Origin of the sequence: Rhodanobacter lindaniclasticus (assembly GCF_004799035.1) — a bacterium.
Classification (GTDB): domain Bacteria; phylum Pseudomonadota; class Gammaproteobacteria; order Xanthomonadales; family Rhodanobacteraceae; genus Rhodanobacter; species Rhodanobacter lindaniclasticus.
In genome coordinates this window covers 70,706-96,925 of sequence record NZ_MWIO01000017.1, presented here as the reverse complement: position 1 = coordinate 96,925, position 26,220 = coordinate 70,706, and the positions used below count along the sequence as shown (strand labels likewise).

The window sequence follows — 26,220 nt, the reverse complement described above, 5'->3', positions numbered from 1 at the left end:
GCAATCCACCTCCATAGGCACCTTTTTGCCGTAGCAAGCTCGGTGTTTTGCATGGCCGTCTGGACGGCCATTTTGAACTTCATTGATCAGAGCATCCTTAGGCATCACAAGGAGCATCTCGGTGGGTACCACATTCTGGATCAAGCGTTTTCTTACCGTTCTCGTTGGTGCTTTTGTCATCATTGGCACGGTACAAATGCTCAAAGGCCATGATTTGCTTTACTCCGTGACCCAAGCGGCAATATGGGGCGTCATCACGGCAACCGTGTTTGCGGTAGGCAGAATCTACCAATCTCGCCGAGGCCAGCACTGCGCAATCTGCAAAGACACGCCAGAAATGCAGCGGCTTGATCGTGGCGGCGATGCCTGACATTTCCGCAAGAGACTTCCCGTCAATCCCGGCTGCATGAGGCCTTTGCGCTGGGCGTTCGGGCCAATGTCGATCGTGATGTTGTCATGGTGGTGCATGCGGCGTGTCAGTGCGGCGCGGGTTTCAGCGAGTGTCAGGCTGCATTTCCGTCCCACAAGGGGATTTCCTTTGGCCATGACCGGTCTGGTTGAGTCGATACCGCCGACTCGGACCTCTGTATAAACCGCACCCGGGGAGCTCATTCGTTCATCGGACTGTCCGGTGTTCGGGGATCGGCCGATACACCGTTTGGACGTCCGAAATGAACCGGTGGCGCATGGATGACCCCTGTTTCGGCTCGCCAAACCCTGCCTCAACCCGCGCAAATCCTCGCCCCGAGACCTGCAATGACCTCGAAAGCCCCTGCTGCCACGGATTGCTTCATCGTGCTGTATCGCTGGCGTCTGCATGCCGGCGCCGAGGCGGCCTTCGTGCAAGGCTGGTCCCGCATCACCGAGTTGCTTCGATCGCGCGGTTCGCTCGGTTCTCGCCTGCATCGTGGTTCCGATGGCCTGTGGTACAGCTATGCGCAGTGGCCCAGCGCGCAAGCGCGCCGCGACATCTTTGCGCTCGGTTCCCTCGACGAGGAAGCAAGCCGCCGGATGAAGACCGCTATCGCGGAGAGCCTTCCGGAGATCACGCTCGACACCAGGGCCGACTACCTCGATGCGCTGCATCGTGAAGGCATCTGAGATGACGCAGCAGCCATGGACGGCCTGCGCACCAGCGGTATTCCTGCAAGCCTGATTCTTGCGGTATTTGCGCGGCATGATCGCGAAGCGCCGCGCCAGTGTCGTCCCTCGCGTGGCAACGGGAAGCAAGCCGCGGCCTGCGGCGAACCCGGAACGGGCTCGCGGCAGGCCGCGGAGCTTGCTCGACAGACTCAGTGCTGCTGCGCATCCGCGCTGGCGCCGGCGTCGCCGCTGGCCTGCGCCGAGGCGGAGAGGCCGCCGCGAGCCGAGCCGTGGGCGTTGGCATGGCCGCTGGCCGAGCCATTGCCGTGGGCGACGCGGCCGGCGTTGGCGCCGGTGGTGCCGCGGGCGGCGCCGGAGCCGGAGACGTCGAGTGACGCGTTGCCGGTGCGGCGTGCGGCACCCGCGGCCTGCGGCAGCAGGCCCGACGACGGAGGCGTCGAGTCATGCGACGACGGCTGTGCAGCGTCCGTGGCCGCGGTCCGTGACGCGTTGCCGGCGGCAGCCGCGCCGAGCGAGCCGTCGGCGCGCACCGACCGGGTACCGTTGGCGATCGCCTGTCCGGCGGTGTCCAGGCCGGCGCTGCCGGCGGCGTTGGCGGTTGCCGGGGCGCTCTGCACGCGACCCAGCGCGTTGCGGGTTCCGCGTTTGGCCGTCGAGACGGCTGAACGCGTCGAACCGGCGAGCTGACCGGCGGTATCAGCCGCGGCCTGGCGCGGGCCGGTGGCGTCGATGGCGCCGCTCGCGGAAGACCCCAGTTCGCCGGCACCGTTCAACGCCGCGTTGCCGTTGCCGGCGGGGTTGGCGGCGACCGAGCCGGCGAGGCTGCCGGCCGCACCCGCGCCCGCCTGGCCGTTCACCTGGCGAGTGGCTTGCGCGGCGGCGCCGGTAGCCGCATCGGCGGCTGCCGTGGCACGCGGGTGCGGCGCACGACGTTCGGCCGCACGGGGGTTCACGTCGGGAGCATGGAGATTGCCCATGCCGCGGGCGGCGCCGTCGATGCGACCACCGATCTGGTCCATGGTGGTCGGCATGGAACCGCGCAAGCCACCGCCGATGCCACCACCGAGCGCGCCGCCCAGCACCTGGGCATGCACCGGTATCGCCGTGGCGAGCGCAAGCGTGCCGGCGAGCAGGCCGATGGTGACAGTCTTGTTGATGAGAGTCGTGTTGCGCATGGTAGGACCTCCTGCCAGCGGACGATCCGCGGCTTCCAAGGTCCTGTACGTCGCTGCCGGGGGAATCCTTCCGTACCGGCCAGTGACGCTTGGGCGGCGTTCAGTTTCAGGGCGACAGCAGGCCGTAACCGTAACGCGGGTCGCGACCGCGGGCGCCGAGCGGGCGCGCTTCGCCGATCAGCTGCTGCTGCACCTGGGCCGCGGCGCCGGTGCGCGGGGCTTCCAGCAGTCGCGCCGCTTTTCGCGCCACGATCGGCGCCGCGAACGAGGTGCCGCGCAGTGCGTTGCGGCCGCTGCCGACCACGCCGGACGCACAGAAATCCACCTGCTCGCCGCTGCCGGCTTCGGGCAGCACACGGTCGTGCGCGTCGACGCCGCTGACGCCGATCACGTCCGGGTACGCCGCCGGATACAGCGGTGGCGCCGCGGGACCGTCGTTGCCCACGGCGCTGACCAGCACGTGGCCGCGGGCGATCATCGCCTGCACTGCACGCGCGAGCACCGGGTTGTCCGGACCGACCAGGCTGATGTTGATCACCGCCACGTGCTCGCGCGCCATCCACGCCAGCGCCTCCACCAGTTTCGAGGTGGCCCCGCCGACCGCATCGCCGCACCACAGGTCGGCGGCATACAGCGTGTCCGCGTCGCCGGCGACGAGGCGCGCGGCGACCGCCGTGCCGTGCCGCGACGGATTCGCCGTGGTGCAGCCGTGCCGCTCGATGCGCGCGTGCGCCAGCGCGGGATCGCCGGGATCGACGCCGCCGTCGATCAGCCCCACGCGTTGCGATGGCGCAACGGACGACGGCGCCGCTGCCGTCGCGACGCGGGCGGCGTCGCCCTCGCCGGCGGGCAGGTACAGGTGCTGGTAGGTGAACGCTGCGCCCGGCGCGGCTCGCTGCAGGGCGCGCAGGGCGCGGGACGTGCGGCGGTTGCGGGTGTCGTGCAGCACCACGAAGTCCAGCCCCAGCGTGGCATCCGCCGGCGTTTCGCGATCCACCACGAAACCGGCTGCCTGCACGGCATCGCGTTGCGCCGTCGACAGGCCGGTGGCGAGGAATTCGCCGCGCAGGACCGGCGCGCCGTGCGGGTCGATGTCGACGCGCCGAGGCTCCCTGCGCCGCAGCGTCTCGATCTGCACTTTTCGCGTGAGGGCGAGCGGGCCGCGCAGCAGGTCGTCGACGCTGTGCAAGGGCGCAACGGGATCCAAGCCGGGCAGACGCGCGCCGGGCAGTTGCACGTTCGGCAATCCTTGCACCGGGCCGAGCACCTGCGCCTGCGCAGGCGCCACGCCGATCGAGGCGATGGCCAGCAGCAAAACGAACACGGCGGACGGACGGCGCATGGGCATGGCCAACGGCCTCGGGAGCAACGGGGCCGGATGCTAGCATGGCCCCGCTTTACGCCCTCGAACCGCGCCGACGCGCACGAGGGAAGGAATCCACCCCTCCAGACGTAATGGAAGGTGATGCGTGAATTCGAGCGACGCCGTGCGCGAAGGACTGATCCCGCTGTTGCCGCGCCTGCGCCGGCTGGCGCGGGCGCTGGCCGGCCAGGCCGCCGACGCCGACGACCTGGTGCAGATCGTGCTGGAGCGCGCGCTCGCTCGTGCCGCGCAGTGGCGGCCGGATGCCGCGCTGGATCGGTGGGTGTTCGCGATCGCACGCAATGCCTGGCGCGACGAACTGCGCGCGCGCGGCCGTTCGCAGCATCTGTTCGCGCCGGAGGAAGCCGGCGAGATGGCGGCCGACCGCGCCAGTGCGCAGCCGGCGCAGCAACTGGAACTGGCGATGGCGCTGGCGGCGCTGCCGCCGGACCATCGCGAAGTGGTGGCCCTGGTGCTGGTCGAGGGCATGTCCTACGGCGAGGCTGCCGAGCTGCTGGAGGTGCCGGTGGGCACCGTCACCAGTCGCCTGGCTCGCGCCCGCGCCACCTTGCAGGCCCACCTTGGGAAAGAAGCATGAACGCGATCGACGACGACACCTTGCAGGCTTACGTGGATGGCGAACTCGACGCCGACGCGGCCGCGCGCGTCGACGCCGCGCTGGCGCACGACGCCGTGCTCGCCCACCGCGTGCAGCAGGCGCGTGCCGTGCGCGCGCAACTGCATGTCGCGTTCGACCCGGTGCTCGACGAGCCGGTGCCGGCGCGGCTGTCCGCCTTGCTGCAGCCGCCCGCCGCGCCGGCGCTCGCCGGTGGACGTCATGCGCACGCCATGCATCGCCGCGCACCACGGCGCTGGTATGTGGGCGCCGCGCTGGCCGCGTCGGTGGCACTGCTGGCCGTGGCCCTGTGGTGGCCGCGCGCCGGCGGCGACATGCTGCGCATGCACGGCGGCCAGTCGTTTGCCGCCGGTCCGCTGGAGCAAGCGCTGAATCATGCGCTGGCAAGCGAACCGGAAGCAGATGCGCAGGTGGCGATCGGCCTGAGTTTCCGCAGCAACGACGGGCACATCTGCCGCAGCTTCGTGCTGCATCGTGCACCGGCGCGCGCCGGGCTCGCCTGCCATGGCGACGGCGGCTGGAGCGTGCCCGTGCTCACCGCGGCGCCCTCGCCCGGGGACGACGGCGAACTGCGCCAGGCGGCCAGCGACTTGCCGAGCGCGGTGCGCGCCGCGATCGACGCCCGCTTGCGCGGCGAAGTCTTCGATGCGCAACAGGAGCGCGCAGCGCGCGACGCCGGCTGGCAGTAACCGTGCAGCCCATCACGCGGACTGCGCGACTGCGGCCGTCGACGGTCTGGCATCGCCGGTCCGCTGCCGTGCAGGCTAGGCAGCGCCCGACCGTCGGCCGGTCGCCACCTTCCAATGCGGAGACACACGCCATGTTCAGTCACGTGATGGTCGGCTCGAACGACATCGAACGGGCAAAGCGCTTCTATGACGCCGTGCTGGGTACGCTGGGAGCGGGCCAACCGCACCGCGACCGGACCGCCACCGGCCACGACCGCCTGTTCTATCGGCACGACGGCAACACCTTCTGCGTGAGCGAGCCGATCGACGGCGGCGCGGCAACGTTCGCCAACGGCGGCACGATCGGCTTCAAGTGCAACTCGCCAGAACAGGTGCGCGCGTTCCACGACACCGCCGTGGCCCACGGCGGCACCTCGATCGAACAGCCGCCCGGGCTGCGCGAAAGCGGCTTTGGCGCGCTGTACCTGGCCTACGTGCGCGACCCCGACGGCAACAAGCTGTGCGCGAGCCATCGCGTCAGGCGGGAAGAGTGAGGGCGGGCGAGAAGATGTCTTGTGCCGAGCCTCGCGGAGAGTTCGGTAGGCCCAGTGACGTCATCCCAGCGAATGCGGGAATCTCTGGTGCGCCCCGCAAGATCAAGACGAATTCCCGCGTTCGAACTTCCTTTCGTTGAAACGCAGGAGCACGCATGAACCAGACCGCGAACGCCTCCGACCACCACACTTCGCGCATCGCCCGGCCACGCTGGGTGGCCACGGTGATCCGCCATCCCTCGGCGATCCTCCTGCTGGTGCAGCTGGCCGGCTTGCTGCTGTATCCGTTCATCGAGCAGACGCATTCGGCGCGCGCGTTGTTCGGCGCGTTCGGTGTGGTGGTGTTGCTGCTGACGATCGCGATGGTGCAGCGCACGCGCGGACGCGGCTGGGCGAGCCTGGCGATCGCGGTGCCGGCGGTGGTATTGAACGTGATGGGCCTGACGCTGGAGCTGCCGGCGCTGCGGCCCTGGTGGGCGGCGCTGGAGGCGCTGTTCTACTTCTACGCGGCCGGTTGCCTGATCGCCTACATGCTGGCCGACCGGCGCGCCACCACCGACGAGCTGTTTGCCGCAGGCGCGACGTTCACCCTGCTGGCGTGGGCGTTCACCTTCGTGTTCGTGCTGTGCCAGACGCTGCAGCCTGGCTGTTTTTCCGCCGCGATCGACCCGCAGGCACCGCGCACCTGGACCGAGCTGGTGTTCCTCAGTTTCGCGTTGCTGTCCAGCACGGGGATCGGCGACGTCATCCCGATCACCGTGCATGCCCGCGCGGTGGCCGCGCTGGAGATGTTCGTCGGCGTGATGTATCTGGCCCTGGTGGTGTCGCGGCTGATCGGACTGACCATCAACCCGCCGAAGGACACGGAGGCGGGTGGGGCTCGCTGACCGATCGCGGGATCCGTCCGCTCAATCCGCGGCCGCCATCGGGCATGCCGTGCCGAGGCGGCGGCGCAGCTCGTCGTTCAACGCGCCGAGCTGGCGGATGCGTTCGTCGACCATCTCGATGCGCTGTGCCAGAAGTGCCGCCACGGCCACGTCCGTATCGGCCTGATCGCGCAGCGCGTGCGCGTGCTGGCGGATCTCGGCGAGGGTGAAGCCCAGGCGCTGCGCGGTCTTGATGTAGCGCACGAAATCCACCGTCTCCGCCGCGTACTGGCGATAGCCATTGGGCCCGCGGCGCGAGGCGATCAGCCCCAGCGACTCGTAGAAGCGCAAGCCGTCGCGGCCGACTCCGGTGGCGGCGGCAAGCTTGCCGATCAGCAGGGGCGGCGACGCGCGGCCGGCTGAGGGCTTGACCTTGGGGTTAACACGAGGGTCTAGCGTGGCGTTTCCCATACGAAACATCGGAGCAGCAACATGTGGAGCGAATCATCTTATCGCCGATTGGTGCGCGCCAGTGCCGGCTACGACATCCTGGTGACCGCGGCGTTCGCCACGCCGTGGACCTTTGCCTGGCTGCATGCGCTGCTGCTGCGACTCACGGCCGGCTGGCCGGGCAGCCTGCCGCCGTTTGCACCGATGCACATGTTGATGGTCAATCTGCTGGGCTCGCTGGTGCTGGTATGGGCAGTGTTGCGCTGGCGCGATCCGCAGGTACGCTTCGGGCGCTACGATGCGGCAGCGCGCCTGCTCTTCGCGACGTGGCAAGGCTATGCGCTGGCCCACGGGGCGAGCGCGATCATTGCCCTGTTCCTGGTCTTCGAGCTGGGTTTTGGCCTGTTGCAGTCGCTGCCGGTGCGTCAGCCGGCGCGCATCCCGTGAGGAGCCGCCCAGTCGGCCCGTGAAACCCGAGGAGGACGCCATGAACATCCCGACCACCGCCAGAAAACCACGCATCGTGCGACCCGGCGAGGGCCGCAGCTACGACATGGGCCGGATGCGCGCGGAGTTCCATGCCGATGGCGAGGAGACGGCGGAACGCTACTCGCTGTCGGAGTGGTGGCTGCAACCGCACACCGGCGGCCCGGGCGCCCACGCGCACGACGACGACCACATCTACTACGTACTGGCCGGCACGTTGAACCTGCACATCGACGGCGAGCCGGCGGACGCTCCGCGCGGCAGTTACGCGCTGATCCCCGGTGGCACGCCGCACGACTTCGAGAACCGCGGCGCCGAGGTCTGCGGCTTCATCTGCATCAACACGCCGGCCGGCTTCGAACGCAAGATGCCGCAATTGGTGGAGTGGTTCGCCGAGAACCCGTTGGGCGATGCGTCGGACGGCTGAGCGACGGTAGTCAGTTGATCTTGCTTCCCCCGCATGGCAGGGACAAGACGGCAGGATTGCCGTCTTGAGCAGCCTCGCTGCCCGTAGGGCTGATGGGGGCGCTCTCCCGAGCAATATCAAGAGCATCCCATTTGCCTGCCGGCACCGTCCCCCAGAAGGAAGCACGGCTTCACGCCCGCTGTCGAAACCTCATACAGGCAACGCCCTCACTGGACGCCACGCGCCGACTGCAAGATACTGCGGCGGCCGGCATGTAAACGTTTACATCGCTACGCCGCCCTGCCCCGATAGGCCCAAGCTCCGCTGACGACGAGGAATCCCCGATGCGCCTCCCGACCGCCTTCCGCCAGTTCTTCCTCGCCGTGTGCGCCAGCGCCCTGCTGGTCGGCGGCGCCGCCGCGGCCACGCCGGCTTCCGTACAGATCCGCGTCGACGCGCAAGCCGCCGGCACGCCGTTCCCGCATTTCTGGGAAACCATGTTCGGCTCCGGCCGCGCCTCGCTGTCGCTGCGCGACGATTACCGCAAGGATCTGGACGCGGTGCGCGATGCCACCGGCTTCAGCTACATCCGCTTCCACGGCATCTTCGACCACGACGTGGGCATGGTGAACCGCGATCCGGACGGCTCGATCCGCTACAACTTCTCCTACATCGACCAGATCTACGACGGCCTGCTCGAGCACGGCGTGAAGCCCTTCATCGAGCTGGGCTTCATGCCGCGGGCGCTGACCTCCGACCCGAACGAGCTGCAGGAATTCTGGTACCACCCCAACCGCGCGCCGCCGAAGAACTACGCCGAATGGGACGCGATGATCACCGCCTTCGCCCGCCACCTGGTCGCGCGTTACGGCATCGACGAGGTGGCCAGCTGGTACTTCGAGGTGTGGAACGAGCCGAACATCGGCTTCTGGGCCGGCGAGCCGAAGCAGTCCACCTACTACACGCTGTACGACCACACCGCGCGCGCGCTGAAGGCGGTGAACCCGCGCCTGCGCGTCGGCGGCCCGGCCACGGCACAGGGCGCGTGGGCCACCGAGTTTCTGGCGCACACGAAGAAGAACAACGTGCCGGTCGATTTCCTCAGCACCCACGTCTACGGCGACGACACCGCGCAAAACGTGTTCCACAGCGACGAGCACATCCCGCGCCGCGACATGGTCTGCCGCACGGTGGACAAGGTGCACAAGGAAATCCTCGCCTCGCCGTATCCGCAGATGCCGCTGGTATTCAGCGAGTACAACGCCAGCTACGCCAACCTGCCCAACGTCACCGACACCGTGTTCATGGGCCCGTGGATGGCCAACACGATCCGCGAGTGCGCCGGCAAGATCCAGATCATGAGCTACTGGTCGTTCTCCGACGTGTTCGAGGAACAGGGCGTGGTGCGCAATCCGTTCTACGGCGGCTTCGGCCTGATCGCCGCGCGGCGCATCCCCAAGCCCGCGTTCAACGCCTTCGCGATGCTGCACAAGCTGGGCGATCGCCAGCTGAAATCGGACTCCGACTCGGCCCTGGCGACCAGGCGCGATGACGGCACCGTGGTGCTGGCGCTGTGGAACTACGCGCCGCCGGTGGGCGACACCGCCAGCTACACGCCGGGCAAGCCCACGGGCACCAGCAAGCACTTCAGCGTCGACGTGCGGAATCTTGCGGCCGGCGCACACGCCACCGTGTGGCGACTGGACGAAGATCACGGCAACGCGGTGGCCGCGTTCGACCGGATGGGCCGCCCCGACTTCCCCAGCCGCGCGCAGATCGCAGCCTTGCGCAAGGCGGGCGAGATGGCGCCGCCGCAGCGCGTCGCGCTGCACGACGGCAAGCTGCAGCTCGACATCCCGCCGCAGGGGCTGGTGGTCGTCGAGTTGCGCTGAGGTCGGCGCGCCTCACGCGCGCCGGGGCGTCAACCGCCGATCGCCACCGGTTCGCCTGCGCGCACCGGGTTTCGCTGCGCATGTTGCCGGCACAACTGCTCCACCAGCGCCCGATGATCGGGCAGGTCCTGCAACGCACGGCCTGCCATCTGCTGGATCATCGCGAACTCGCGCCGCGCTTCGTCCATCTGCGGCCAGGCGCTGCGCGCGTGCTCGAGGTCGGTCTTGAACTCCATGCCGTAGAGCACGTATTGCCAGCTCGCCGGCATGAACATCTCCAGGTCGGTGACGAAGTCCAGCCGGTGCGGCGGGCGACGCCGCCACAACTGCAGGCGATCGCGCAGCGACTGCGGGATGCTGGCCGGGTTGCTGTTGTCGATCCAGAATGCCGAGTCGCGCCGCTGCGACAGGCAGTAGTGCATCTTGATGAAATCGATGATGCGCTCGTAGCGCGCCACCATCATCTCGTTGAATCGCCGCGCCGTGCGTTCCATGTCGTCGTGATCGGCCGGAAACAGGTGGGTCAGCATGCACACCGCCAGTTCGACCAGCGCGATGCCGGTGGATTCCAGCGGCTCGACGAACCCGCCGGCCAGCCCGACCGCCACGCAGTTCCCGCGCCAGTGTTCCGGGCGATAACCGGTCTCGAACTTCAGGTGCTGGGCTTCCAGCTTGTCGGCCGCCGCACCGACGTAGCGGCGCGCGATCTCCTCGGCTTGCGTGGCATCCATGTGCCGCGACGAATAGACGTGGCCGATGCCGCGGCGCTGCTGCAGGCCGATATCCCAGATCCAGCCGGCCGACTGCGCCGTGGCCCGGGTGTACGGCAGGATCGGGGTATCCGGTGCCGGATATGGCACCTGCAAGGCCACCGCACGATCGACGAACAACACGTCGCGGCGGCTGCGGAACGCGGACCGCATGGCGCCGCCGATCAGGCTGCCACGCAAGCCGGTGCAATCCACGTAGAGGTCGGCCGTGAGCGCACCGAGCTCGGCAGTGACCACTCGCGCGATGTTGCCCCGCTCGTCCAGCTCCGTGCGCTCCACCGTGGCCAGGTGGCGCTTCACGCCCAGGCCCTGGCCATGCTCCGCCAGCGTGGCGGCGAAGGCGGCCGCGTCGAAGTGGTAGGCATGGTTCATCGGCGCCTGGTAATCGGCATCGGAGGCGTGCTTCGGCGCGCGCCCGTGCTCGACCAGGCGGCTCTGCATGGTCACCGCCTCGGCGAACGGCGTGCCGGCGGGCGCCGCGCCCAGCAGCCAGTACGGCAACAGCTCGGGGCTGCCCGGCCGGCGGCTGGGCGTATTGAAGGGATGGAAGAAACGATCCGCGCCGGGCGTGCCCGGCGGCCGTACCCAGTTGACGTACTGGATGCCCTGCTTGAACGTCGCCGTGGCGCCGACCAGGAACCGGCGTTCGTCCAGGCCGATCGCCGCCAGCGTGCCGCGGATCGAGGGGAAGGTCGCCTCGCCGACGCCGAGCAGGCGGATGTTCGGCGACTCGACCAGTTCCACCTGGACGCTGTCCGGCGCCGCGCTGTTCATCGCCTTGGCCAGATAGCAGGCGGCCAGCCAGCCGGCCGTGCCGCCTCCCACGACCAGTACTTTCTTGATTCGCGGCATGAATCCCTCCCCTGCTGCCATGCAGCAAGCAAATTCGAGATATTCGCAGTAGGATCCGGATTGACAGCGCTGTCATATTGAATTGACAGCGCTATCACCCAGCCTACCGCATGCTCACGATATTGGGGAGAGGGAGACCATGAAACTACGCTATTCCGCGCTGCACATCGCCGTGACCGCCGTATTTGCATCGGCCGCGGTCCACGCGGCGGGCCAGCAGGCAAGCCAGCCGACGGAGAAAGCTCCCTCCGCCAGCAAGGTCAAGAATCTGGATGCCGTCCAGGTCACCGCGACCAAGCGCGAGACGCCGCTGCAGAAAACCCCGATCGCCATCACCGCGATCGGCGGCGACACGCTCGACAAGGAGCGTGTGATGACGGTGCAGGACCTGACCAAGCTGGTGCCCGGCCTGCAGGGTACCTCGCAGGGCGACCATGGCGTGGTCACGCTGACCTTGCGCGGCATCGGCAACGACAGCGCCAAGACCGAGTATGCCGATCCGGAGGTCGCCACCTTCGTCGACGGCGTGTACACCCCGCGTGCCGAAGCCGCCGCGAGCCTGCTGCTGGACATGGACAGCGTGGAAGTGCTGCGTGGCCCGCAGGGCACCCTGTGGGGCCGCAACTCCACCGCCGGCGCGATCAGCTTCAACACGGTCAAGCCCGACATCGATGGCGGCTTCTACGGCAACGGCAGCATCGGGCTGGGCAACTACAACCAGAGCGGCGTGCGCGCGGCGGTGAACCTGCCGATCAGCAGCACCTTCGCGATGCGCGTGGCCGCCGTGCACGAACAGCACGACGGCTACGTCGATTACCAGAATCCGGTGGGACAGATCCCGACGCTGGCGCAGCAGCAGGCCAACTATCTCGCCTCCGGCGGCGATCCGGCCAACTTCCAGCCGATCGACACCAACCTGTTCGTGCAGAAGGGCCAGAAGTACAACTCCCAGGATCAATCCGCCGCGCGCATCAGCGCGCGCTGGCGGCCGAGCGACAGCTTCCTGTGGGACCTGTCGTACGAGTACTTCAAGGATCGCGGCACGCCGGGCATGAACCTGATGCAGCACCCGCGCGCGGGGCAGGATTTCTGGTCTGCGCTGATCGACGTGGCGCCCTACCTGGACCGCAGCTCGCACTCGGTACGCAGCCGGATGGACTGGGTCATCAACGACAACCTGGAGCTGACCTACGTGGCCGGCTACAGCCGCTACTCGGGCAAGAGTGATTTCGACCAGGACGGCGGCGTCAACGTGCCGACCAGTTTCACCACCAACGGCGTCTACCAGGAAGACCGCACCAACCACTCCAACTACATCAGTTCCAGCCACGAGTTCAACCTCAAGTCCCGCGGCGACAATACGGTGGACTGGATTCTCGGCGCGTACTACGAGCACGAGAACAACAACATGCGATTCGACATCCCGATCATGAACGGGACGCAGCAGGGCACCGTCAGCTGGCAGGGTTCGTTCATCCAGCCCGAGGAACTGGTCACCGCCACCGCCGCCTTCGCCCAAGCCACCTGGAACATGAGCGACAGCTGGCACCTCACCGGCGGCGCGCGCTGGTCGCACGACAAGCGCGAGAACCGCGGCGGCGTCAACTGGGGCTGGGCCTACGACCCGGCCTACCCGCAGCAGCCCATCTCGCCCGGCCAGCAGCCTGGCGACGTCGGCTTCGCCATCAGCCAGCACAACGACGCCACCTACAGCAAGAGCAAGCCCACCTGGCTGCTGCGCATCAACCATGACGTCGGCGCCAACAGCATGATCTACGCGAGCGTATCGACCGGCTACAAATCCGGCGGCACGCAGGATGGCGGTGCCCTGTACCAGCCCGAGACGCTGACCAATTACGAGATCGGCGCCAAGCTCGCGTTCCTCGACGGCCACCTGACCTGGAACAGCGCCGCGTATTACGAAGTGTTCAAGAACTACCAGCTGTCGGCACCGGTCACCTATCCCGACGGTTCGCACGGGCTCGGCTTCTCCAACGTCGGCGGCAAGACCAAGGTGGCCGGCTTCGAATCGGAGCTGGCCTGGCAGTCGACCAACGACCGCGCCAACCTCGTGTTGTCCTTGATCCCCGAGAAGAAGCTGGGCACGGAGAAGTACGCCGCCAGCAACGACTATTACGTGCCGACCATCTGCCCGCCGGAGTCGACCATCAGCAACAACTGCATGGACATCTCCGGCAACGACTTGCCGCACGCTCCCAACGTGTCGCTCACCGCCATCTACGAGCACGACTTCGTGCTCAGCAGCGGCGGCCGCCTGACACCCCGGATCAGCGCGCAGTACCAGAGCGCCCAATGGCTCAGCTGGTTCAACTTCGGCGCAGGCGACAAGCAGAAGGCCTATGCCCGCGGCGATCTCTCGCTGCGTTACACCGAGCCCGGCGACAAGTGGTACATCAACGCCTACGTGCAGAACGTCAGCGACGGCAAGGTCAAGAGCAACGCGGCGGGCAGCACCCTGCTGGCCGACGGCAGCGTGGCGTTCACCTCGCAGTACCTGCCGCCGCGCACCTACGGCGTGCAGTTCGGGTTCTGGTTCTAGGCTCCACGCGGTTTGCTCCAACGGCGACAGGGTCCCTCCCCTCCTGTCGCCGAGGATGCCCCGGCAACGGGGCATCCTTTTTTTGTCTGCGATGGGTGGCCTGCAATGAGTGCGATGCGGCGCAGCGGCAACGCGGATTCTTGCCATTCACGAATGGCGCCACATCCGGCCGTGGCGATCCATGACCACTCCCCGTGTGCGCTTGCTGTCACAAGCTACGCTCAGCGCGAACGGATTCCATGGCGACGCGGGGCAAGCGAGGAAGCCGAAGCGCCTCCTGGCCGCCACCCTTCGACTGCGGCCCTGCGGGCCTGCGCCTCGAGCCTGCCCCGGACTTGATCCGGGCGAACGGGCAGGAGCCCGGGGCCTCGGCTCAGTGTGCCTTGCAGGTCAGCGTCTTGTCCGCCACGGTGCCCAGCGCCACCTCGGTGAAGGCGATGCGTTCGCCGCGGCTGCTGGTCCACTCGAATGGCCGATCGAGCCTGCTCATGTCGGCGCCCGCGTCGCGGAAACATTTCAACGGAATGCCCACGCGCAGCCATTGCCCGCGCGGCAACGCCGCGAGTTGGGAGCCAATCGGAATCCGGGCGCCGCAGGACTTGCCGCAGGTGACACCGATGGTCGCGCCCTGGGGCGACAGCGCATCGATGCGCATGGTGGCCACCAGCATCACGTCGCCATTGGTCTGGCGATCCAGGTCCAGCGGCGAACTGCTCGTCAATGCGGCCGTCGCCGTGCCGCCAGCCGACCAGCTCAAGCGTCGCGCGTCTTCCTGCGCCTTGTAGTCGAGGGCGGCCAGGTGCAGGCTGCCGTCGCCGGTGGCGGAAGGCGCCGACGACACGGTGTCGCTTTCGCCGTTGGCCGCCGTCAGCTGCAAGGCGAAACCGTGCGCCGCCTGGCCGCGCGCGAAGTACACCCCGGCGCGCTCGTCATCCAGCGCCACGCCGGCCTGCTCCGGCAAGGTGCCGAGTTCGCGGTGATCGGCATAGCTCAGGCCGTAACCGTAGGGAAATTGCGGGTCGTAACCAGGCTGGCCCACGTTGAGCGGCGTCTGGATCGCCGTGCGCGGCCACGAGTAAGGCAGCTTGCCGTGGAAGTCGTAGTCGATCGAGCCATCGCGCTTGCGCAGCAACACGTCGGCGACGCCCTCGCCCTCGCTGCCCGGCAGCCAGGCCACCACGAAGGCATCGGCGGCGTTGATCTCGCGATTCATCCACAACGGCCGGCCGGTGATGAACAGCGCCACCACCGGCACGCCCTGCCCGTGCAGGCGGCGCAGCAGGTCGAGGTCGTGGTCGTTGCCGGGCTTGTAGGCGAGGTTGGGCAGGTCGCCCTGGAACTCGGCATACGGGTCCTCGCCGAACACCACGATGGCGGCGTCAGGCTTCTGCTGGTAGCTGCCGTCGACCGACAGCACGGCCGTGCCGCCCGCCGCGCGCACCTGTGCATCGATGCCGGCCCAGATCGAGGTCGCGCCCGGGAAGTTCGCGTTGGTGAGACCGGTGCCCTGCCAGGTCAGGGTCCAGCCTCCGTTCTGCTTGGAGATGTTGTCCGCGCCATCACCGGCGACCAGGATGCGTTTGTGCGGATCCAGCGGCAGCAGGCCGTGGTTGTTCTTCAGCAGCACCAGCGACTCGCGCACCGCGCGCCGCGCCACGGCCCGATGCGCGGCGCTGCCGATCACCTGTGCCGACGAACGCGCCAGCGGATTCTGGCTGGGCAGGCCTGCGTTGAACATGCCCAGGCGCATCTTCACGCGCAGGATGCGGGTGACCGCGTCGTCGACGCGGCTCATCGGGATTGCGCCGGACTTCACCTCGGCCAGCGTGTTGCGGTACAGCCCCTTCCACGAGTCGGGCGCCTCCAGCATGTCCAGGCCGGCGTTGTAGGCGGCGGCGCAATCCTCGTTGGTGCAGCCGGGAACCTGGCCGTGCGCGTTCCAGTCGCCCAGCACGATGCCGTCGAAGCCCATGCGCTTTTTCAGCACGTCGGTGATCAACGCCTTGTTGCCGGCCATCTTCACTCCGTTCCAGCTGGAGAAGGACACCATCACCACCTGCACGCCCGCCCGGATTGCCGGCGGATAACCCGCGCCATGCACGTCACGCAGCACCGCCTCGCTGACTTCCGCGTCGCCCTGGTCCTTGCCGTCCCTGGTGCCGCCATCGCCAAGGAAATGCTTGGCGGTGGCGATCACGTGATCCGCATCGAGGAACTGCGGCGTGCCGACCGCGCCCTCCAGTCCGGTCACGATCTGCGGCGCGTATTCCGCCACCAGTTTCGGGTTCTCCGAATAGCCCTCGTAGGCGCGGCCCCAGCGGCTGTCGCGCGGTACGGTCAGGGTGGGAGCAAAGGTCCAGTTGATGCCGCTGGCGCGCAATTCCCGCGCGGTGACCTTGCCGATTTCACGCAGCAGCTCGGGATCGCGCGTGGCGCCGAGGCCCACGTTCTGCGGAAACAGCGTGCTGCCGACCAGGTTGTTGTGACCGTGCACGGCGTCGATGCCGAACATCACCGGAATCGCGGGGCGCCCATCGGAGCGTTCCAGCGAGGCGCGGTAAAACGCATCGGCCAGCTTCTTCCACTGCGCCGCGGTGCCGTACTCGCCACCGTCGGGCCCGGAATTGCCGCCGGCCAGGATCGAGCCGAGGCGGTACTGGCGCACATCCTCCGGCGTCACGTACTTGATGTCGGCCTGGATCATCTGGCCGACCTTGTCCTCCACCGACATGCGATCCAGCAAGGCCTTCACCCGCGTTTCGAGGGCGGGATCGGGCGGCAGCGGCGAGCTCGCCTTCGGCCACAGCTGCGGATGCACGGTGGTCGAGGGGGCGGCGGCACGGGCCGGCCCGGCAACGAGCAAGGTGCCGGCGATCGAGACGATCACAAGACGGCAGGACAGGCCCCGGATCGGGCGAAAGGACTGTGGCACGGGCGGCTCCAGGCTGGCACGCGAGCAAGGCGCGGAAACCGCAGCGTGACACAGTTGACAGCGCTGTCAATTTGCAGGGCAACATGGCCGCAAAGCGGGCAATGCGGCGAATTCAGCGGGGGCTGGCGGTCGAGTCGCGGACTTCCAGCGAGAACGGCATCTCCACCAGCCGCCCCGGCCCACGACCGCGCAAAACTTCCAGCAGCTGCAAGGCAGCGACCTTGCCCATTTCGCGGCTGGGCTGGCGGATCGTGGTGAGGGCCGGCCACAGCTGGCTGGCCAGCGGGATATCGTCGAAACCGCACACGGAAATGTCCTGCGGCACCTTCATGCCCCGCTCGTTGGCCACCCACATCACGCCGCTGGCCATGTCGTCATTGGCCGCGAACACGGCGGTCGGGGGCTCCTTCAGCGCGAACAGCTGCCGCGCCGCCGCCACGCCCGAGGCGAAAGTGAAAGCACCCTGCACCACCAGCGCCGGATCCTCAGCCAGACCGGCGGCGGCCATCGCCTCGCGGTAGCCGGCCAGCCGCCAGCGGCTGGCGCCGTGGTCGGCAATGCCCATGACGTGCGCGATCCGCCGGTGCCCCAGCGACAGCAGGTACTCGACCATCGTGCGCGCGGCCAGTTGCTCGTCCATCGCCACGCCGATGTTGCCCTCCCGCGATACCGGCGACACGCTGGCGAACGGCACGTTGCGCTCGCGCAGGCGTTTGAGCAGCGGCGCGTAGTCGGTGATCGGCGGGGTCAGCACGATGCCGTCGGGATGGTGGTCGGAGATCACCGCGTCGAGCCGGTTGACGAAGTCGTCGCCGCGCATGCGCAGCGGACGCACCATCATGTTGTAGCGGTGCGCATCGCAGGCTTCGAGCACGCCGTCCTGGATCTCGGCCAGGTAGGTCGAGGCGGGGTTGTCGTTGTTGTCGTACAGCATCGCCACCAGGAAGGAACGATTGCCGGCCAGGCTGCGCGCCGACGACAGCGGGCGATAGTCCATCTCCTCCATCGCCGCGGTCACGCGCTTGCGCGTGGCGTCGCTGACGTTGGCCTCGTCGTTGAGCACGCGCGACACCGTCTTGGGCGATACACCCGCGCGGCGTGCAACGTCTTCCAGCCTTACCCGCATGCATTGATCCACGTGTCGTCGCCCCTGCGTTCAACTATGCGGTCAGCGCCAACCCTTTTACAAGAACTGCGGCGGCGGGCCATCGCACCCGGTCGAACCGGGACCATCCGGCGCATGAATACGTATGCACCGGGTGGCCGTCGACGCGCGCTGCTGCCTACCATGCCGGACGTGCGGACCGTCCTGGCGCCCGCGATGCTGCACTCGCAACGTGCAGGCCGGGCGTTGCCGTGACATAACACCCGTCGGAGAATCCACCGCATGAGTCGCATGATCCGCCGCTCCTCTTCCAAGTCCTCGCCATGTTGAGCCTGATCCTGGCTGCGGCCATGGCCAGCGCACCGCTGGAGACCCCCGCCTGGCATGACGGGCTGGACTGGCACGGGGTGCACGTCGGCATCCAGCACGATGCGCAAGGCGCCTATACGCTGGCGTGGCCGTTCGGACAGCGGGTGATCGCACCGCAGGCGTTCAAGGCCGATACCGCCAGCGCGCTGTTCGACGGCCTGTACGCGATGGCGCAGGACGACCTGCGGCAGGACTCGGTGAGCGCAATCCGCGACGGCGCGTTCGACCACGGTGCGCCGATTCCCTGCCACTGCTTCGAAACCGGATTGAAGTGGCCGTACGTGTGGACGCGCGACCTGTCGTACGCGATCGACCTCGGCCTGTGGCGGTTCGACAGTGCGCGCGCGCGCAACGGGTTGGAGTTCAAGCTGTCCGGCGTGCGCGAGGCGTCCGCGCTGCAGGGCCTGTACGTGATGCAGGACACCGGTTCGGGCGGCAGCTGGCCGATCAGCACGGACCGCGTGGTGTGGTTCCTCGCCGCGCGGCACCTGCAGGACGACGGCGCGTTCGCCGACAAGTTGCGCACGGCCCTGGACGACACCCTCGCGCAGGACCGGCAGTACGCCTTCGACGCGGATTCCGGCCTGTACCGCGGCGAGACGTCCTTCCTGGACTGGCGCGAACAGACCTATCCGGCATGGACCGCCAACGAGGTCACTTTCATCGGGCAGTCGTTCGCGCTGTCGACCAACGTGCTGCACTACGAGGCGCTGCAGCTGGCCGCCGAGCTGGCCGGCGAACGCCACGAGGCCACTGCCAGGAACACCTACCGCACCCAGGCCGCGGCGCTGAAGCAGGCCATCAACCTGCACTTCTGGCGCGCCGACCGCGGCATGTACATGAGCTACATTGGTGGTGACGACACTCCGGTCGACAGCTACGACCTGCTCGGCATCTCGCTGGCGATCACCAGCGGCGTAGCCGACGGCGAGCGCGCGCGCCAGACGCTGGAAAACTATCCCAGCTGGCCGGCCGGCAGCCCGGTGATCTGGCCCGAGCGCAGCGACCAGCCGATCTATCACAACCGCGCGATCTGGCCGTTCGTGAGCGCCTACGCGCTGCGCGCCGCGCGCACGATCAACGACCCGGTGCGCATCGCCCACGAGATCGAATCGGTGATGCGGGGCGCGGCACTGTATGGCTCCAACATGGAGAACTACGAACTGCTGACCCAGGGCCAGCACGTGGACGAGGGCACGCTCAGCGGTCCGGTGGTCAACTCGCCGCGCCAGCTGTGGTCGGTAGCGGCCTACCTGGATGTGGTGGCCGAAGGCGTGTTCGGCCTGCGGAATGACGGCCAGGTGCAGCCCAAGCTGCCTGTCTCGCTGGTGCCGATGCTGTTCGGCAAGCGCAACGCGATCAGCCTGGACCTGCCCGATCGCCAGATCACGCTGCAGTTGCCGGCGAAGCGCGATGGCAACCTGCTGGTCGCCGATCGCATCCGCACGCAAGGCACGCACACCACCGTGACGTTGAAGGCGATCCGGGTCGATGCACCGCCGCTGCGCATGGATGCCCCGCTGTACGCGCCGATCGCGCCGGCCGCGCCGACGCTGACTGCCGACGGCGACCACTGGACCGTCAAGGGTGATGGCAAGCTGCAGCTCTACGTCAACGGCCAGCGCGCCGGCGTCGTCGATGGCAGCGGCAACCTCGCCCGGACCGCCGGCCTCGCCTGCGTACGCGCCACCCGCGTCGACGCGCATGGCCTGGAGTCCCTGCCCAGCCCGGCGACCTGCGTCGGTCCGGTCGATCAGGCCGGCGGCGACTGGCCGCGCCACTGGACCGCGCCCGCCACCGGCAACTATCGCGTGTGGGCGGATTACCGCAACGCCAACGGCCCGATCAACACCGGTGTCACCGCCGCGGTGAAGTGGCTGCTCATCACTTGCGACGGCAGCGACGCGCAGCGCGTGCCGCTGGTGATGCCGCACAGCGTGGCCACGCAGCCATCCACCCATGCCCGCTTCAGCGCCACCACCAAGGCACGCTGCACGTTCGCGCTGGAGGACGGTTTCAACATGAGTTACCTGCAGCACTTCGCGCACTACACGGGCGGCACCGGCGGCATCGACGGGCCACTGAACCAGGCCGAAGTCGACAATCTGCACATCGCACCCCTGGCGAGCGGAACCGGTACCCCATGAGCAGAAAACCCGAGCTGTCGTTCTGGCAGATCTGGAACATGTGCTTCGGCTTCCTGGGCATCCAGTTCGGCTTTGCGCTGCAGAACGCCAATGTCAGCCGGATCTTCCAGACGCTCGGCGCCGAGGTGAACGACATCCCGATCCTGTGGGTGGCCGCGCCGCTCACCGGGCTGATCGTGCAGCCGATCATCGGCCACTACTCCGACCGCACCTGGAACCGGCTCGGTCGCCGGCGTCCGTATTTCCTGGCCGGCGCGATCCTCGCCACGCTGGCCCTGCTGGCGATGCCGAACTCGCCCACGCTGTGGGTGGCTGCGGGGCTGCTGTGGATCATGGACGCCTCGTTCAACGTGTCGATGGAGCCATTCCGCGCCTTCGTCGGCGACCAGTTGCCGGAACACCAGCGCCCGCGCGGCTTCTCCATGCAAAGCGTGTTCATCAGCGTGGGGGCAGTGGTGGCGTCGCTGATGCCGTGGCTGCTGACCAAGGCCGGTGTCAGCAACGTCGCCCCGGACGGCGCGATTCCGGATACGGTCAAATACGCCTTCTACGCCGGCGGCGCCCTGCTGATGGGCACGGTGCTGTGGACCGTGCTCTCCACGCGCGAGTATCCGCCCGAGCAGTTGCGCGAATTCGACGACGACGCCAAGGCCCTGCCCGTGGACGCCTCGCGCGCGTGGCGGCCCGGCCTGCTGCTGATCGTCGGCGGCCTGCTGGTGCTGCTGGCGATCCGGCATTTTTCGCTGGAGAAGGAACTCTACGTGCTGGCCGGCGGCCTGCTGGCGTTCGGCGCGCTGTTCGCATGGCTGGCCTTCAGCCGCAGCCAGGGCATGCTGCGCGAGGTGATGGGCGATCTGTACAGCATGCCCGACGCGATGCGACGGCTCGCGATCGTGCAGTTCTTCTCGTGGTTCGCGCTGTTCGCGATGTGGATCTTCACTACCCCGGCGGTGACGGCGGTGCAGTTCGGCAGCAGTGATCCGCATTCGGTGGCCTACAACACCGGTGCCAACTGGGTCGGCGTGCTGATGGGTGCGTACAACGGCTTCGCCGCGCTGGCGGCGCTCGCGATCCCGCTGCTGGTGCGCCGCATCGGCCTGCGCTGGAGCCACCTCGTCAACCTGTGGCTGGGCGGTGCCGGGCTGCTCTCGTTCCTCTTCATCCGCGACCCGGACTGGCTGCTGCTGTCGATGGTCGGCGTGGGCGTGGCGTGGGCGTCGATCCTGTCGCTGCCCTACGCGATGCTGTCGGACAACCTGCCCGCGCAGAAGATGGGCGTGTACATGGGCATCTTCAATTTCTTCATCGTGATCCCGCAGCTGATGGCCGCCAGCGTGCTCGGCCTGCTGCTGCGCCTGTGCTTCCACGACCAGCCGATCTACGCGCTGGCGCTGGGTGGCGCCAGCCTGTTCGTGGCCGGCCTGTTCACCCTGCGCGTGTACGAGCCCGCGCCGGCCGGCGCCTGATCCGACGGTCGATCAGACGTACTCGACCACTTCGAGCCCGAAGCCGCCCAGGCCGACCAGCTTGCGCGGCGTGCCCAGCACGCGCAGGCGATGCACGCCAAGGTCGGCCAGGATCTGCGCGCCGAGGCCGAGCTGCCGCCACTCCTGTTGCTGCGCATCTTCCGGCGCCTGCGCCGGCTTGCCCTGCAACCGCGCCAGCAAGGCCTCCGGCGTGTCTTCGCCGGAGAGCACCAGCAGCACGCCGCGAGCCTCGTCGGCGATGCGGCGCAACGCCGAGGTGACGGTGAGGCCGAGGTCGTCACGCTTGAGGTGCAGCACGTCGGACAAGGTGTTGCGCACGTGCACGCGCGTGAGCACCGGGGCGCCATCGTCGACGCTGCCGCGCACCAGCGCGTAATGCAGGCCACGACGGATCGCGTCGCGATACGCCACCAGCCGGAACGGGCCGAACTCGGTTTCCACCGCTTCCTCGTGCACGCGCTGCACGGTCTTTTCGGTTTCCAGGCGGTAGCGGATCAGGTCGGCGATCGAACCGATCTTCAAGCCGTGCTTCGCCGCAAAGACTTCCAGTTCGGGACGGCGCGCCATCGAGCCGTCCTCGTGCAGCACTTCGATCAGCACCGCCGACGGTTCCAGCCCGGCCAGCGCGGCCAGGTCGCAACCGGCTTCGGTGTGACCGGCGCGGGTCAGCACGCCGCCCGCCTGGGCGGTCAGCGGAAAGACGTGGCCGGGCTGGGCCAGGTCCTGCGGCTTCGCATCGGCCTTCACCGCCACCTGGATGGTGCGCGCGCGGTCGTGCGCCGAAATGCCGGTGGTAACGCCCTCGGCCGCCTCGATCGAAACGGTGAAGTTGGTGTGGTAGACCGAGGTGTTGTCGCTCACCATCGGCCGCAGCCCGAGCTGGCGCGTGCGCTGCTCGGTCAGCGTGAGGCACAGCAGGCCGCGCGCCTCGCGCACCATGAAGTTGACGTCCTCCGGCCGCACCATCTGCGCAGCCATGATCAGGTCGCCTTCGTTCTCGCGGTCCTCGTCGTCGAGGATCACGACCATGCGGCCGGCGCGGATGTCGTCGAGGATTTCGGGGATGGTGTTGAAGGGCATGGGGGGAGTCCGTAGTGAATTCCTTCTCCCTGCGGGAGAAGGTGCCCCGAAGGGGCGGATGAGGGTTCGGGGCCGAGCGAAGCATCGCGCTTCGCCCGAACCCTCACCCCAACCCCTCTCCCGCAGGGAGAGGGGCTTTCAGTCAGGCAAAGCCATGTTGCTTGAGGAATGCCTCGTCCAGTTTCGGTGCCTCGCCGCTGGAAAGCAGCCGCTCGACATAGCGCGCAATCACGTCCACCTCGATGTTCACCGCATCACCCGTGCGGCGCGCGTGGAACGCGGTGTGCTCGACCGTGTGCGGAATCAGGTTGACGCCGAAGCGATGGCCGGCGACTTCGTTGACGGTGAGGCTGGTGCCGTCGATGCAGACCGAGCCTTTCGCCGCGATGTAGCGCGACAGGGCGGCGGGCACTTCAAACGTCCAGCGCTGCGAGCGGCCATCGGGCGTGATCGAGACCACCCTGCCCAGCCCGTCGACATGGCCGGAGACCAGATGCCCACCGAGCCGGTCGGCCAGGCGCAGCGCCTTTTCGAGATTCACCGGATCGCCGGGTTTCAACTGGCCCAGCGACGTCAGCGACAGCGTCTCGTTGGAAACGTCGGCGCTGAAGCCGCGCGCGTCCAGCGTGATCGCGGTGAGGCACACGCCGGAGACGGCGATCGAGTCGCCGAGCTGCACGTCGGCGAGGTCGAGGTCGGCGGTGTCGACGTGCAGGCGCACGTCACCGCCGCGCGGTTCGAGTCGCGCCACGCGGCCCACGGTCTGGATGATGCCGGTGAACATCAGCGCACCTCCCGGGGGGAGATGGCGAGAGAGACTGGAACGATGACAGGCACGAAACGTTCTCCGCGTCGGAAAGCGAGAACGCCCCAAGGCATGAGGCAGACGCATGGCATGGCTGCCATCCGCCTGGCCGTCTTCTTTCATCCGGACTGTGAGCCGTGCCGGCGAGCCGGTACAACCTTGACCGTCGGCTCCGGCATCGGACCGGATCTGCTGACCTCCCGATGCTGCCGGGAGCGCTCGCGGGCTCGTTCCGAGGAACCTACCGCCGGTGGGGAATTTCGCCCCGCCCTGAAGACGTTTGCCGATGAACCGGCCGATGGATTCTACCACGCCCGTCATGCGCCACTCGCGCGCCAGCCGTTTGCCCGCCCGCTGCGGCATCATGTCCGTCCCTGCCAAGGAGGTTTCCATGCACATGCATCGACGCGGCTGGTCGACGTGGCTCGCCATCCTGCCGGCCGTGTTGTGGCTGGCCCACGCGCGCGCCGACGAGGCGCCGACCGGCGTCTACACCGGCACGCTGGGTCGGCAGGCCATCGTGCTGCAACTCACCCCCGGCGACGACGCCGCCACGGCCGGCCGCTACTTCTACGTGCGCCACCACCGCGACATCGCCTTGTCCGGCGCGTCGGCCGGCAACGGTCACCTGCAATTGCGCGAAGGCTGGGACGTCGACGCCAACGGCCCGCGCCTCACGCTGGAACGGCAGGCCGACGGTGGCTGGCGCGGCCAGTGGCAGGACGACAAGGGAACCACCCTGCCGATTGCCCTGCAACCGGCCACGATCGCGCCGCCCGCCGCCGATGCGCCGCCCTGGCTGAAGCAGCTCCATGCCAGCGACCGCTACGCCTACCTGCGCCTGGCCGGCCTCAAGCCGCAGGCCGGCAAGCGCGAAACCTTCATGGGCCATGCCTTGCAATGGTGGCGCGTGCCCGAGGCCGGCATCACATTCTTCGAGATCCTGGACGGCTACCCGCCTGCCGAACTCGCGCGCATCAACCAGGCGCTGATGGACCGGATGTGGCAGGAAACCGGCAGTTACTACGACTGCATGTTCAACCATTTCAATGACGGCGATTACGAGCAGACGGTGACGCCGCGCCTGCTCACCGCGAACCTGGTCAGCGTCAGCGTGTTCACCAATTACTACTGCGGCGGCGCCCATCCGGACTTCGGCGATGCGGCGATCAACCTCGACGCACACACCGCCCGGGCGCTGGAGCTGGAAGACATCCTGTGGCTGGGCAAGGGCAAGCCGTTGCACTACGCCACGGACGCCGACGGCAACCCCGAACCGGGCTCGGCCAGCTTCGAGGCGTGGTCGGATTACCGCGAGCAGCACCTGGCGCCCTGGCTGGCGCGGCAATGGCGGCAACTCTATCCGCAGGAGACGACGGCCACCGGCGGCGAAGACGATTGCGGCTACGACGACCCCGGCGTGTGGCAGTTCGTGAGCTGGCACATGACACCGAAGGGCTTGTTCATCGGCCCCTCCTACGCTCGCGCCGCGCGCGTGTGCGAAGCCAACGACGACTGGTCGGTGCTGCCGTGGGAGACGGTGCGCCGGCATCCGGGGCGGCTCCGGCTCACCCTGCCCTGACCCCGGGCGGCGCCAGCGCCGCGACCAGGTGATCGATCAATGCCCGCAGCGCCGGCGTGCGGTCCGCGCCGGGCAGCCACAGCAGGTGGATCGGGAACGAGGGCAGTCGCCAGTCGGGCAGCAGTTCGACCATGCGGCCTTCGGCGACCGGCGCGTCGGCCATGTAATCCCCCTGCAGGCCGACGCCCACGCCGGCCAGCACCGCGTCACGGATGGCCTGCGAATCGTTGCAGCTCAGCACCGGCTCGATGCGTACCGCGCGCCGCTGGCGCTGACGGGCGAACGTCCACAGCGTGCCGCGGCGGTAGCCGGTGAAGCTGATGCAACGATGCGCCTTGAGATCGGCCGGGTCGCGCAACGGCGGCGCCGAAGCCAGGTAGTCGGGCGAAGCGCAGGGGAATATGCGCATGGTGCCGGCCCGCCGCGCCACCAGTTGCACGTCGGCCAGGCGCCCCAGCCGCACGGCCAGGTCCACCTTGGCGGCGACCATGTCGACGTAGGCGTCGTCGTAGATCGCGTCGATGCGCACGCCGGGATGCTTGCGCATGAAACCGGCCAGCAGCGGGGCCATGCGGTAACGGCCGAAGCTGGCTGCCAGGTGCACGCACAGGTGGCCGGCCAGTTCGCCGTCGGGCGGGTGCAGGTCGGCGGCCAGCTGGGCCATCACCGCTTCCATGCGTTGCCATTGCGCCAGCAACAGCTCGCCGCGCGCGGTCAGCGCCATGCGCCGGGTGGTGCGCAGGAACAGCCGCGCGCCGACCGCCTCCTCCAGCGCCGCGATGCGCCGACTCAGCACCGACGGCGTGCAGCCCACCTCCAGTGCCGCGCGCGAGAAGTTGAGCCGCCGCGCGGCTGCCGCGAACGCGCGCAGTTCGCGCAGGCGGGCGGGCGTGAGGTCGAAAGATTGATTCATGTGACGAACAGAAGATT

General features: G+C 68.3%; 22 protein-coding genes and 1 riboswitch. Of the genes, 13 read left to right on the top strand and 9 right to left on the bottom strand.

Translation table 11 applies throughout. The features are described 5' to 3' along the window. The first annotated feature begins 121 nt into the window (after positions 1-121). Positions 122-370 (top strand): hypothetical protein, encoded by a 249-nt coding sequence (locus tag B1991_RS06480; protein WP_136257900.1) that lies wholly within the window; start codon positions 122-124, stop codon positions 368-370. Between the two features lie 425 nt (positions 371-795). After that, on the top strand, positions 796-1,101 hold the full coding sequence (locus B1991_RS06475; RefSeq protein ID WP_246031076.1) for an ADP-ribosyltransferase family protein: 306 nt from the start codon (positions 796-798) through the stop codon (positions 1,099-1,101). Between the two features lie 191 nt (positions 1,102-1,292). Here B1991_RS06475 and B1991_RS06470 read toward each other — a convergent pair whose 3' ends face one another. Together B1991_RS06470 and B1991_RS06465 are read right to left on the bottom strand one after the other, a co-directional pair. After that, positions 1,293-2,279, bottom strand: coding sequence for a hypothetical protein (locus B1991_RS06470; protein WP_136257899.1), 987 nt, complete (start codon positions 2,277-2,279; stop codon positions 1,293-1,295). A 106-nt stretch (positions 2,280-2,385) separates the two neighbouring features. Beyond that, entirely contained in the window at positions 2,386-3,621 is a 1,236-nt protein-coding gene (locus tag B1991_RS06465) for a S8 family serine peptidase (protein ID WP_246031075.1), read from the bottom strand. A gap of 127 nt (positions 3,622-3,748) precedes the next feature. Here B1991_RS06465 and B1991_RS06460 point away from each other — a divergent pair, with 127 nt between their 5' ends. The 4 genes from B1991_RS06460 (at position 3,749) to B1991_RS06445 (ending at position 6,388) form a co-directional block, all read left to right on the top strand. Beyond that, the gene (locus B1991_RS06460; RefSeq protein ID WP_136257897.1) at positions 3,749-4,240 is read left to right on the top strand and encodes an RNA polymerase sigma factor; all 492 of its coding nucleotides are present in this window, start codon (positions 3,749-3,751) and stop codon (positions 4,238-4,240) included. Continuing rightward, positions 4,237-4,968, top strand: a complete 732-nt coding sequence (locus B1991_RS06455; protein WP_136257896.1) for an anti-sigma factor — start codon at positions 4,237-4,239, stop codon at positions 4,966-4,968. The genes B1991_RS06460 and B1991_RS06455 overlap by 4 nt, the downstream gene beginning before the upstream one ends. A gap of 131 nt (positions 4,969-5,099) precedes the next feature. Beyond that, complete coding sequence (locus tag B1991_RS06450; protein ID WP_136257895.1) at positions 5,100-5,501, top strand: VOC family protein; 402 nt, start codon at positions 5,100-5,102, stop codon at positions 5,499-5,501. 155 nt (positions 5,502-5,656) lie between these two features. Next, on the top strand, positions 5,657-6,388 hold the full coding sequence (locus B1991_RS06445; RefSeq protein WP_136257894.1) for an ion channel: 732 nt from the start codon (positions 5,657-5,659) through the stop codon (positions 6,386-6,388). 21 nt (positions 6,389-6,409) lie between these two features. Here B1991_RS06445 and B1991_RS06440 read toward each other — a convergent pair whose 3' ends face one another. Further along, positions 6,410-6,838 carry a MerR family DNA-binding protein gene (locus B1991_RS06440; protein WP_136257893.1) on the bottom strand — a complete coding sequence of 143 codons (429 nt, stop codon included), beginning with the start codon at positions 6,836-6,838 and terminating at the stop codon, positions 6,410-6,412. Between the two features lie 21 nt (positions 6,839-6,859). Here B1991_RS06440 and B1991_RS06435 point away from each other — a divergent pair, with 21 nt between their 5' ends. The 3 genes from B1991_RS06435 (at position 6,860) to B1991_RS06425 (ending at position 9,601) form a co-directional block, all read left to right on the top strand. Then, entirely contained in the window at positions 6,860-7,264 is a 405-nt protein-coding gene (locus tag B1991_RS06435; RefSeq protein ID WP_136257892.1) for a hypothetical protein, read from the top strand. Positions 7,265-7,304: 40 nt separating this feature from the next. Beyond that, positions 7,305-7,730, top strand: coding sequence for a cupin domain-containing protein (locus B1991_RS06430; RefSeq protein WP_210772096.1), 426 nt, complete (start codon positions 7,305-7,307; stop codon positions 7,728-7,730). 323 nt (positions 7,731-8,053) lie between these two features. Beyond that, positions 8,054-9,601 carry a GH39 family glycosyl hydrolase gene (locus B1991_RS06425; protein ID WP_136257891.1) on the top strand — a complete coding sequence of 516 codons (1,548 nt, stop codon included), beginning with the start codon at positions 8,054-8,056 and terminating at the stop codon, positions 9,599-9,601. 29 nt (positions 9,602-9,630) lie between these two features. Here the strand turns inward: B1991_RS06425 and B1991_RS06420 are convergent, their stop codons facing one another. Continuing rightward, positions 9,631-11,223, bottom strand: a complete 1,593-nt coding sequence (locus tag B1991_RS06420) for a tryptophan halogenase family protein (protein ID WP_136257890.1) — start codon at positions 11,221-11,223, stop codon at positions 9,631-9,633. A gap of 139 nt (positions 11,224-11,362) precedes the next feature. On the opposite strand from B1991_RS06420, the gene B1991_RS06415 reads away from it, so the two are divergent. Then, entirely contained in the window at positions 11,363-13,783 is a 2,421-nt protein-coding gene (locus B1991_RS06415; RefSeq protein ID WP_136257889.1) for a TonB-dependent receptor, read from the top strand. 373 nt (positions 13,784-14,156) lie between these two features. On the opposite strand, the gene B1991_RS06410 is transcribed toward B1991_RS06415, so the two are convergent. Together B1991_RS06410 and B1991_RS06405 are read right to left on the bottom strand one after the other, a co-directional pair. Beyond that, entirely contained in the window at positions 14,157-16,715 is a 2,559-nt protein-coding gene (locus B1991_RS06410; protein ID WP_425466654.1) for a glycoside hydrolase family 3 protein, read from the bottom strand. A gap of 112 nt (positions 16,716-16,827) precedes the next feature. Next, a complete protein-coding gene (locus B1991_RS06405) occupies positions 16,828-17,841 on the bottom strand; it encodes a LacI family DNA-binding transcriptional regulator (RefSeq protein ID WP_136257888.1) in 1,014 nt (337 codons plus the stop codon). A 302-nt stretch (positions 17,842-18,143) separates the two neighbouring features. On the opposite strand from B1991_RS06405, the gene B1991_RS06400 reads away from it, so the two are divergent. Then, positions 18,144-20,336 carry a glucosidase family protein gene (locus tag B1991_RS06400; RefSeq protein ID WP_136257887.1) on the top strand — a complete coding sequence of 731 codons (2,193 nt, stop codon included), beginning with the start codon at positions 18,144-18,146 and terminating at the stop codon, positions 20,334-20,336. After that, positions 20,333-21,802 carry an MFS transporter gene (locus B1991_RS06395; protein ID WP_136257886.1) on the top strand — a complete coding sequence of 490 codons (1,470 nt, stop codon included), beginning with the start codon at positions 20,333-20,335 and terminating at the stop codon, positions 21,800-21,802. Before B1991_RS06400 ends, B1991_RS06395 begins: the two co-directional genes overlap by 4 nt. A 12-nt stretch (positions 21,803-21,814) precedes the next feature. Here B1991_RS06395 and ribB read toward each other — a convergent pair whose 3' ends face one another. Together ribB and B1991_RS06385 are read right to left on the bottom strand one after the other, a co-directional pair. Beyond that, positions 21,815-22,903, bottom strand: coding sequence for a 3,4-dihydroxy-2-butanone-4-phosphate synthase (ribB, locus tag B1991_RS06390; RefSeq protein ID WP_136257885.1), 1,089 nt, complete (start codon positions 22,901-22,903; stop codon positions 21,815-21,817). A gap of 142 nt (positions 22,904-23,045) precedes the next feature. Beyond that, positions 23,046-23,687, bottom strand: a complete 642-nt coding sequence (locus B1991_RS06385) for a riboflavin synthase (protein ID WP_136257884.1) — start codon at positions 23,685-23,687, stop codon at positions 23,046-23,048. Between the two features lie 128 nt (positions 23,688-23,815). Further along, a riboswitch (FMN riboswitch) is annotated at positions 23,816-23,990 on the bottom strand. Between the two features lie 109 nt (positions 23,991-24,099). Here B1991_RS06385 and B1991_RS06380 point away from each other — a divergent pair. Beyond that, positions 24,100-25,290 (top strand): hypothetical protein, encoded by a 1,191-nt coding sequence (locus tag B1991_RS06380; RefSeq protein WP_136257883.1) that lies wholly within the window; start codon positions 24,100-24,102, stop codon positions 25,288-25,290. Here B1991_RS06380 and B1991_RS06375 read toward each other — a convergent pair. Continuing rightward, on the bottom strand, positions 25,277-26,203 hold the full coding sequence (locus B1991_RS06375; protein WP_136257882.1) for a LysR family transcriptional regulator: 927 nt from the start codon (positions 26,201-26,203) through the stop codon (positions 25,277-25,279). The genes B1991_RS06380 and B1991_RS06375 overlap by 14 nt on opposite strands. Positions 26,204-26,220 lie beyond the last annotated feature (17 nt).

Bases quoted from the DNA above. Each gene is read 5' to 3' on its own strand.
- B1991_RS06445 (WP_136257894.1), top strand. From the start codon at position 5,657: ATGAACCAGACCGCGAACGCCTCCGACCACCACACTTCGCGCATCGCC.
- ribB (WP_136257885.1), bottom strand. From the start codon at position 22,903: ATGCCCTTCAACACCATCCCCGAAATCCTCGACGACATCCGCGCCGGC.
- B1991_RS06375 (WP_136257882.1), bottom strand. From the start codon at position 26,203: ATGAATCAATCTTTCGACCTCACGCCCGCCCGCCTGCGCGAACTGCGC.
- B1991_RS06385 (WP_136257884.1), bottom strand. From the start codon at position 23,687: ATGTTCACCGGCATCATCCAGACCGTGGGCCGCGTGGCGCGACTCGAA.
- B1991_RS06420 (WP_136257890.1), bottom strand. From the start codon at position 11,223: ATGCCGCGAATCAAGAAAGTACTGGTCGTGGGAGGCGGCACGGCCGGC.
- B1991_RS06425 (WP_136257891.1), top strand. From the start codon at position 8,054: ATGCGCCTCCCGACCGCCTTCCGCCAGTTCTTCCTCGCCGTGTGCGCC.
- B1991_RS06435 (WP_136257892.1), top strand. From the start codon at position 6,860: ATGTGGAGCGAATCATCTTATCGCCGATTGGTGCGCGCCAGTGCCGGC.
- B1991_RS06415 (WP_136257889.1), top strand. From the start codon at position 11,363: ATGAAACTACGCTATTCCGCGCTGCACATCGCCGTGACCGCCGTATTT.
- B1991_RS06380 (WP_136257883.1), top strand. From the start codon at position 24,100: ATGCACATGCATCGACGCGGCTGGTCGACGTGGCTCGCCATCCTGCCG.
- B1991_RS06440 (WP_136257893.1), bottom strand. From the start codon at position 6,838: ATGGGAAACGCCACGCTAGACCCTCGTGTTAACCCCAAGGTCAAGCCC.
- B1991_RS06405 (WP_136257888.1), bottom strand. From the start codon at position 17,841: ATGCGGGTAAGGCTGGAAGACGTTGCACGCCGCGCGGGTGTATCGCCC.
- B1991_RS06395 (WP_136257886.1), top strand. From the start codon at position 20,333: ATGAGCAGAAAACCCGAGCTGTCGTTCTGGCAGATCTGGAACATGTGC.
- B1991_RS06465 (WP_246031075.1), bottom strand. From the start codon at position 3,621: ATGCGCCGTCCGTCCGCCGTGTTCGTTTTGCTGCTGGCCATCGCCTCG.
- B1991_RS06455 (WP_136257896.1), top strand. From the start codon at position 4,237: ATGAACGCGATCGACGACGACACCTTGCAGGCTTACGTGGATGGCGAA.
- B1991_RS06400 (WP_136257887.1), top strand. From the start codon at position 18,144: ATGTTGAGCCTGATCCTGGCTGCGGCCATGGCCAGCGCACCGCTGGAG.
- B1991_RS06430 (WP_210772096.1), top strand. From the start codon at position 7,305: ATGAACATCCCGACCACCGCCAGAAAACCACGCATCGTGCGACCCGGC.
- B1991_RS06450 (WP_136257895.1), top strand. From the start codon at position 5,100: ATGTTCAGTCACGTGATGGTCGGCTCGAACGACATCGAACGGGCAAAG.
- B1991_RS06470 (WP_136257899.1), bottom strand. From the start codon at position 2,279: ATGCGCAACACGACTCTCATCAACAAGACTGTCACCATCGGCCTGCTC.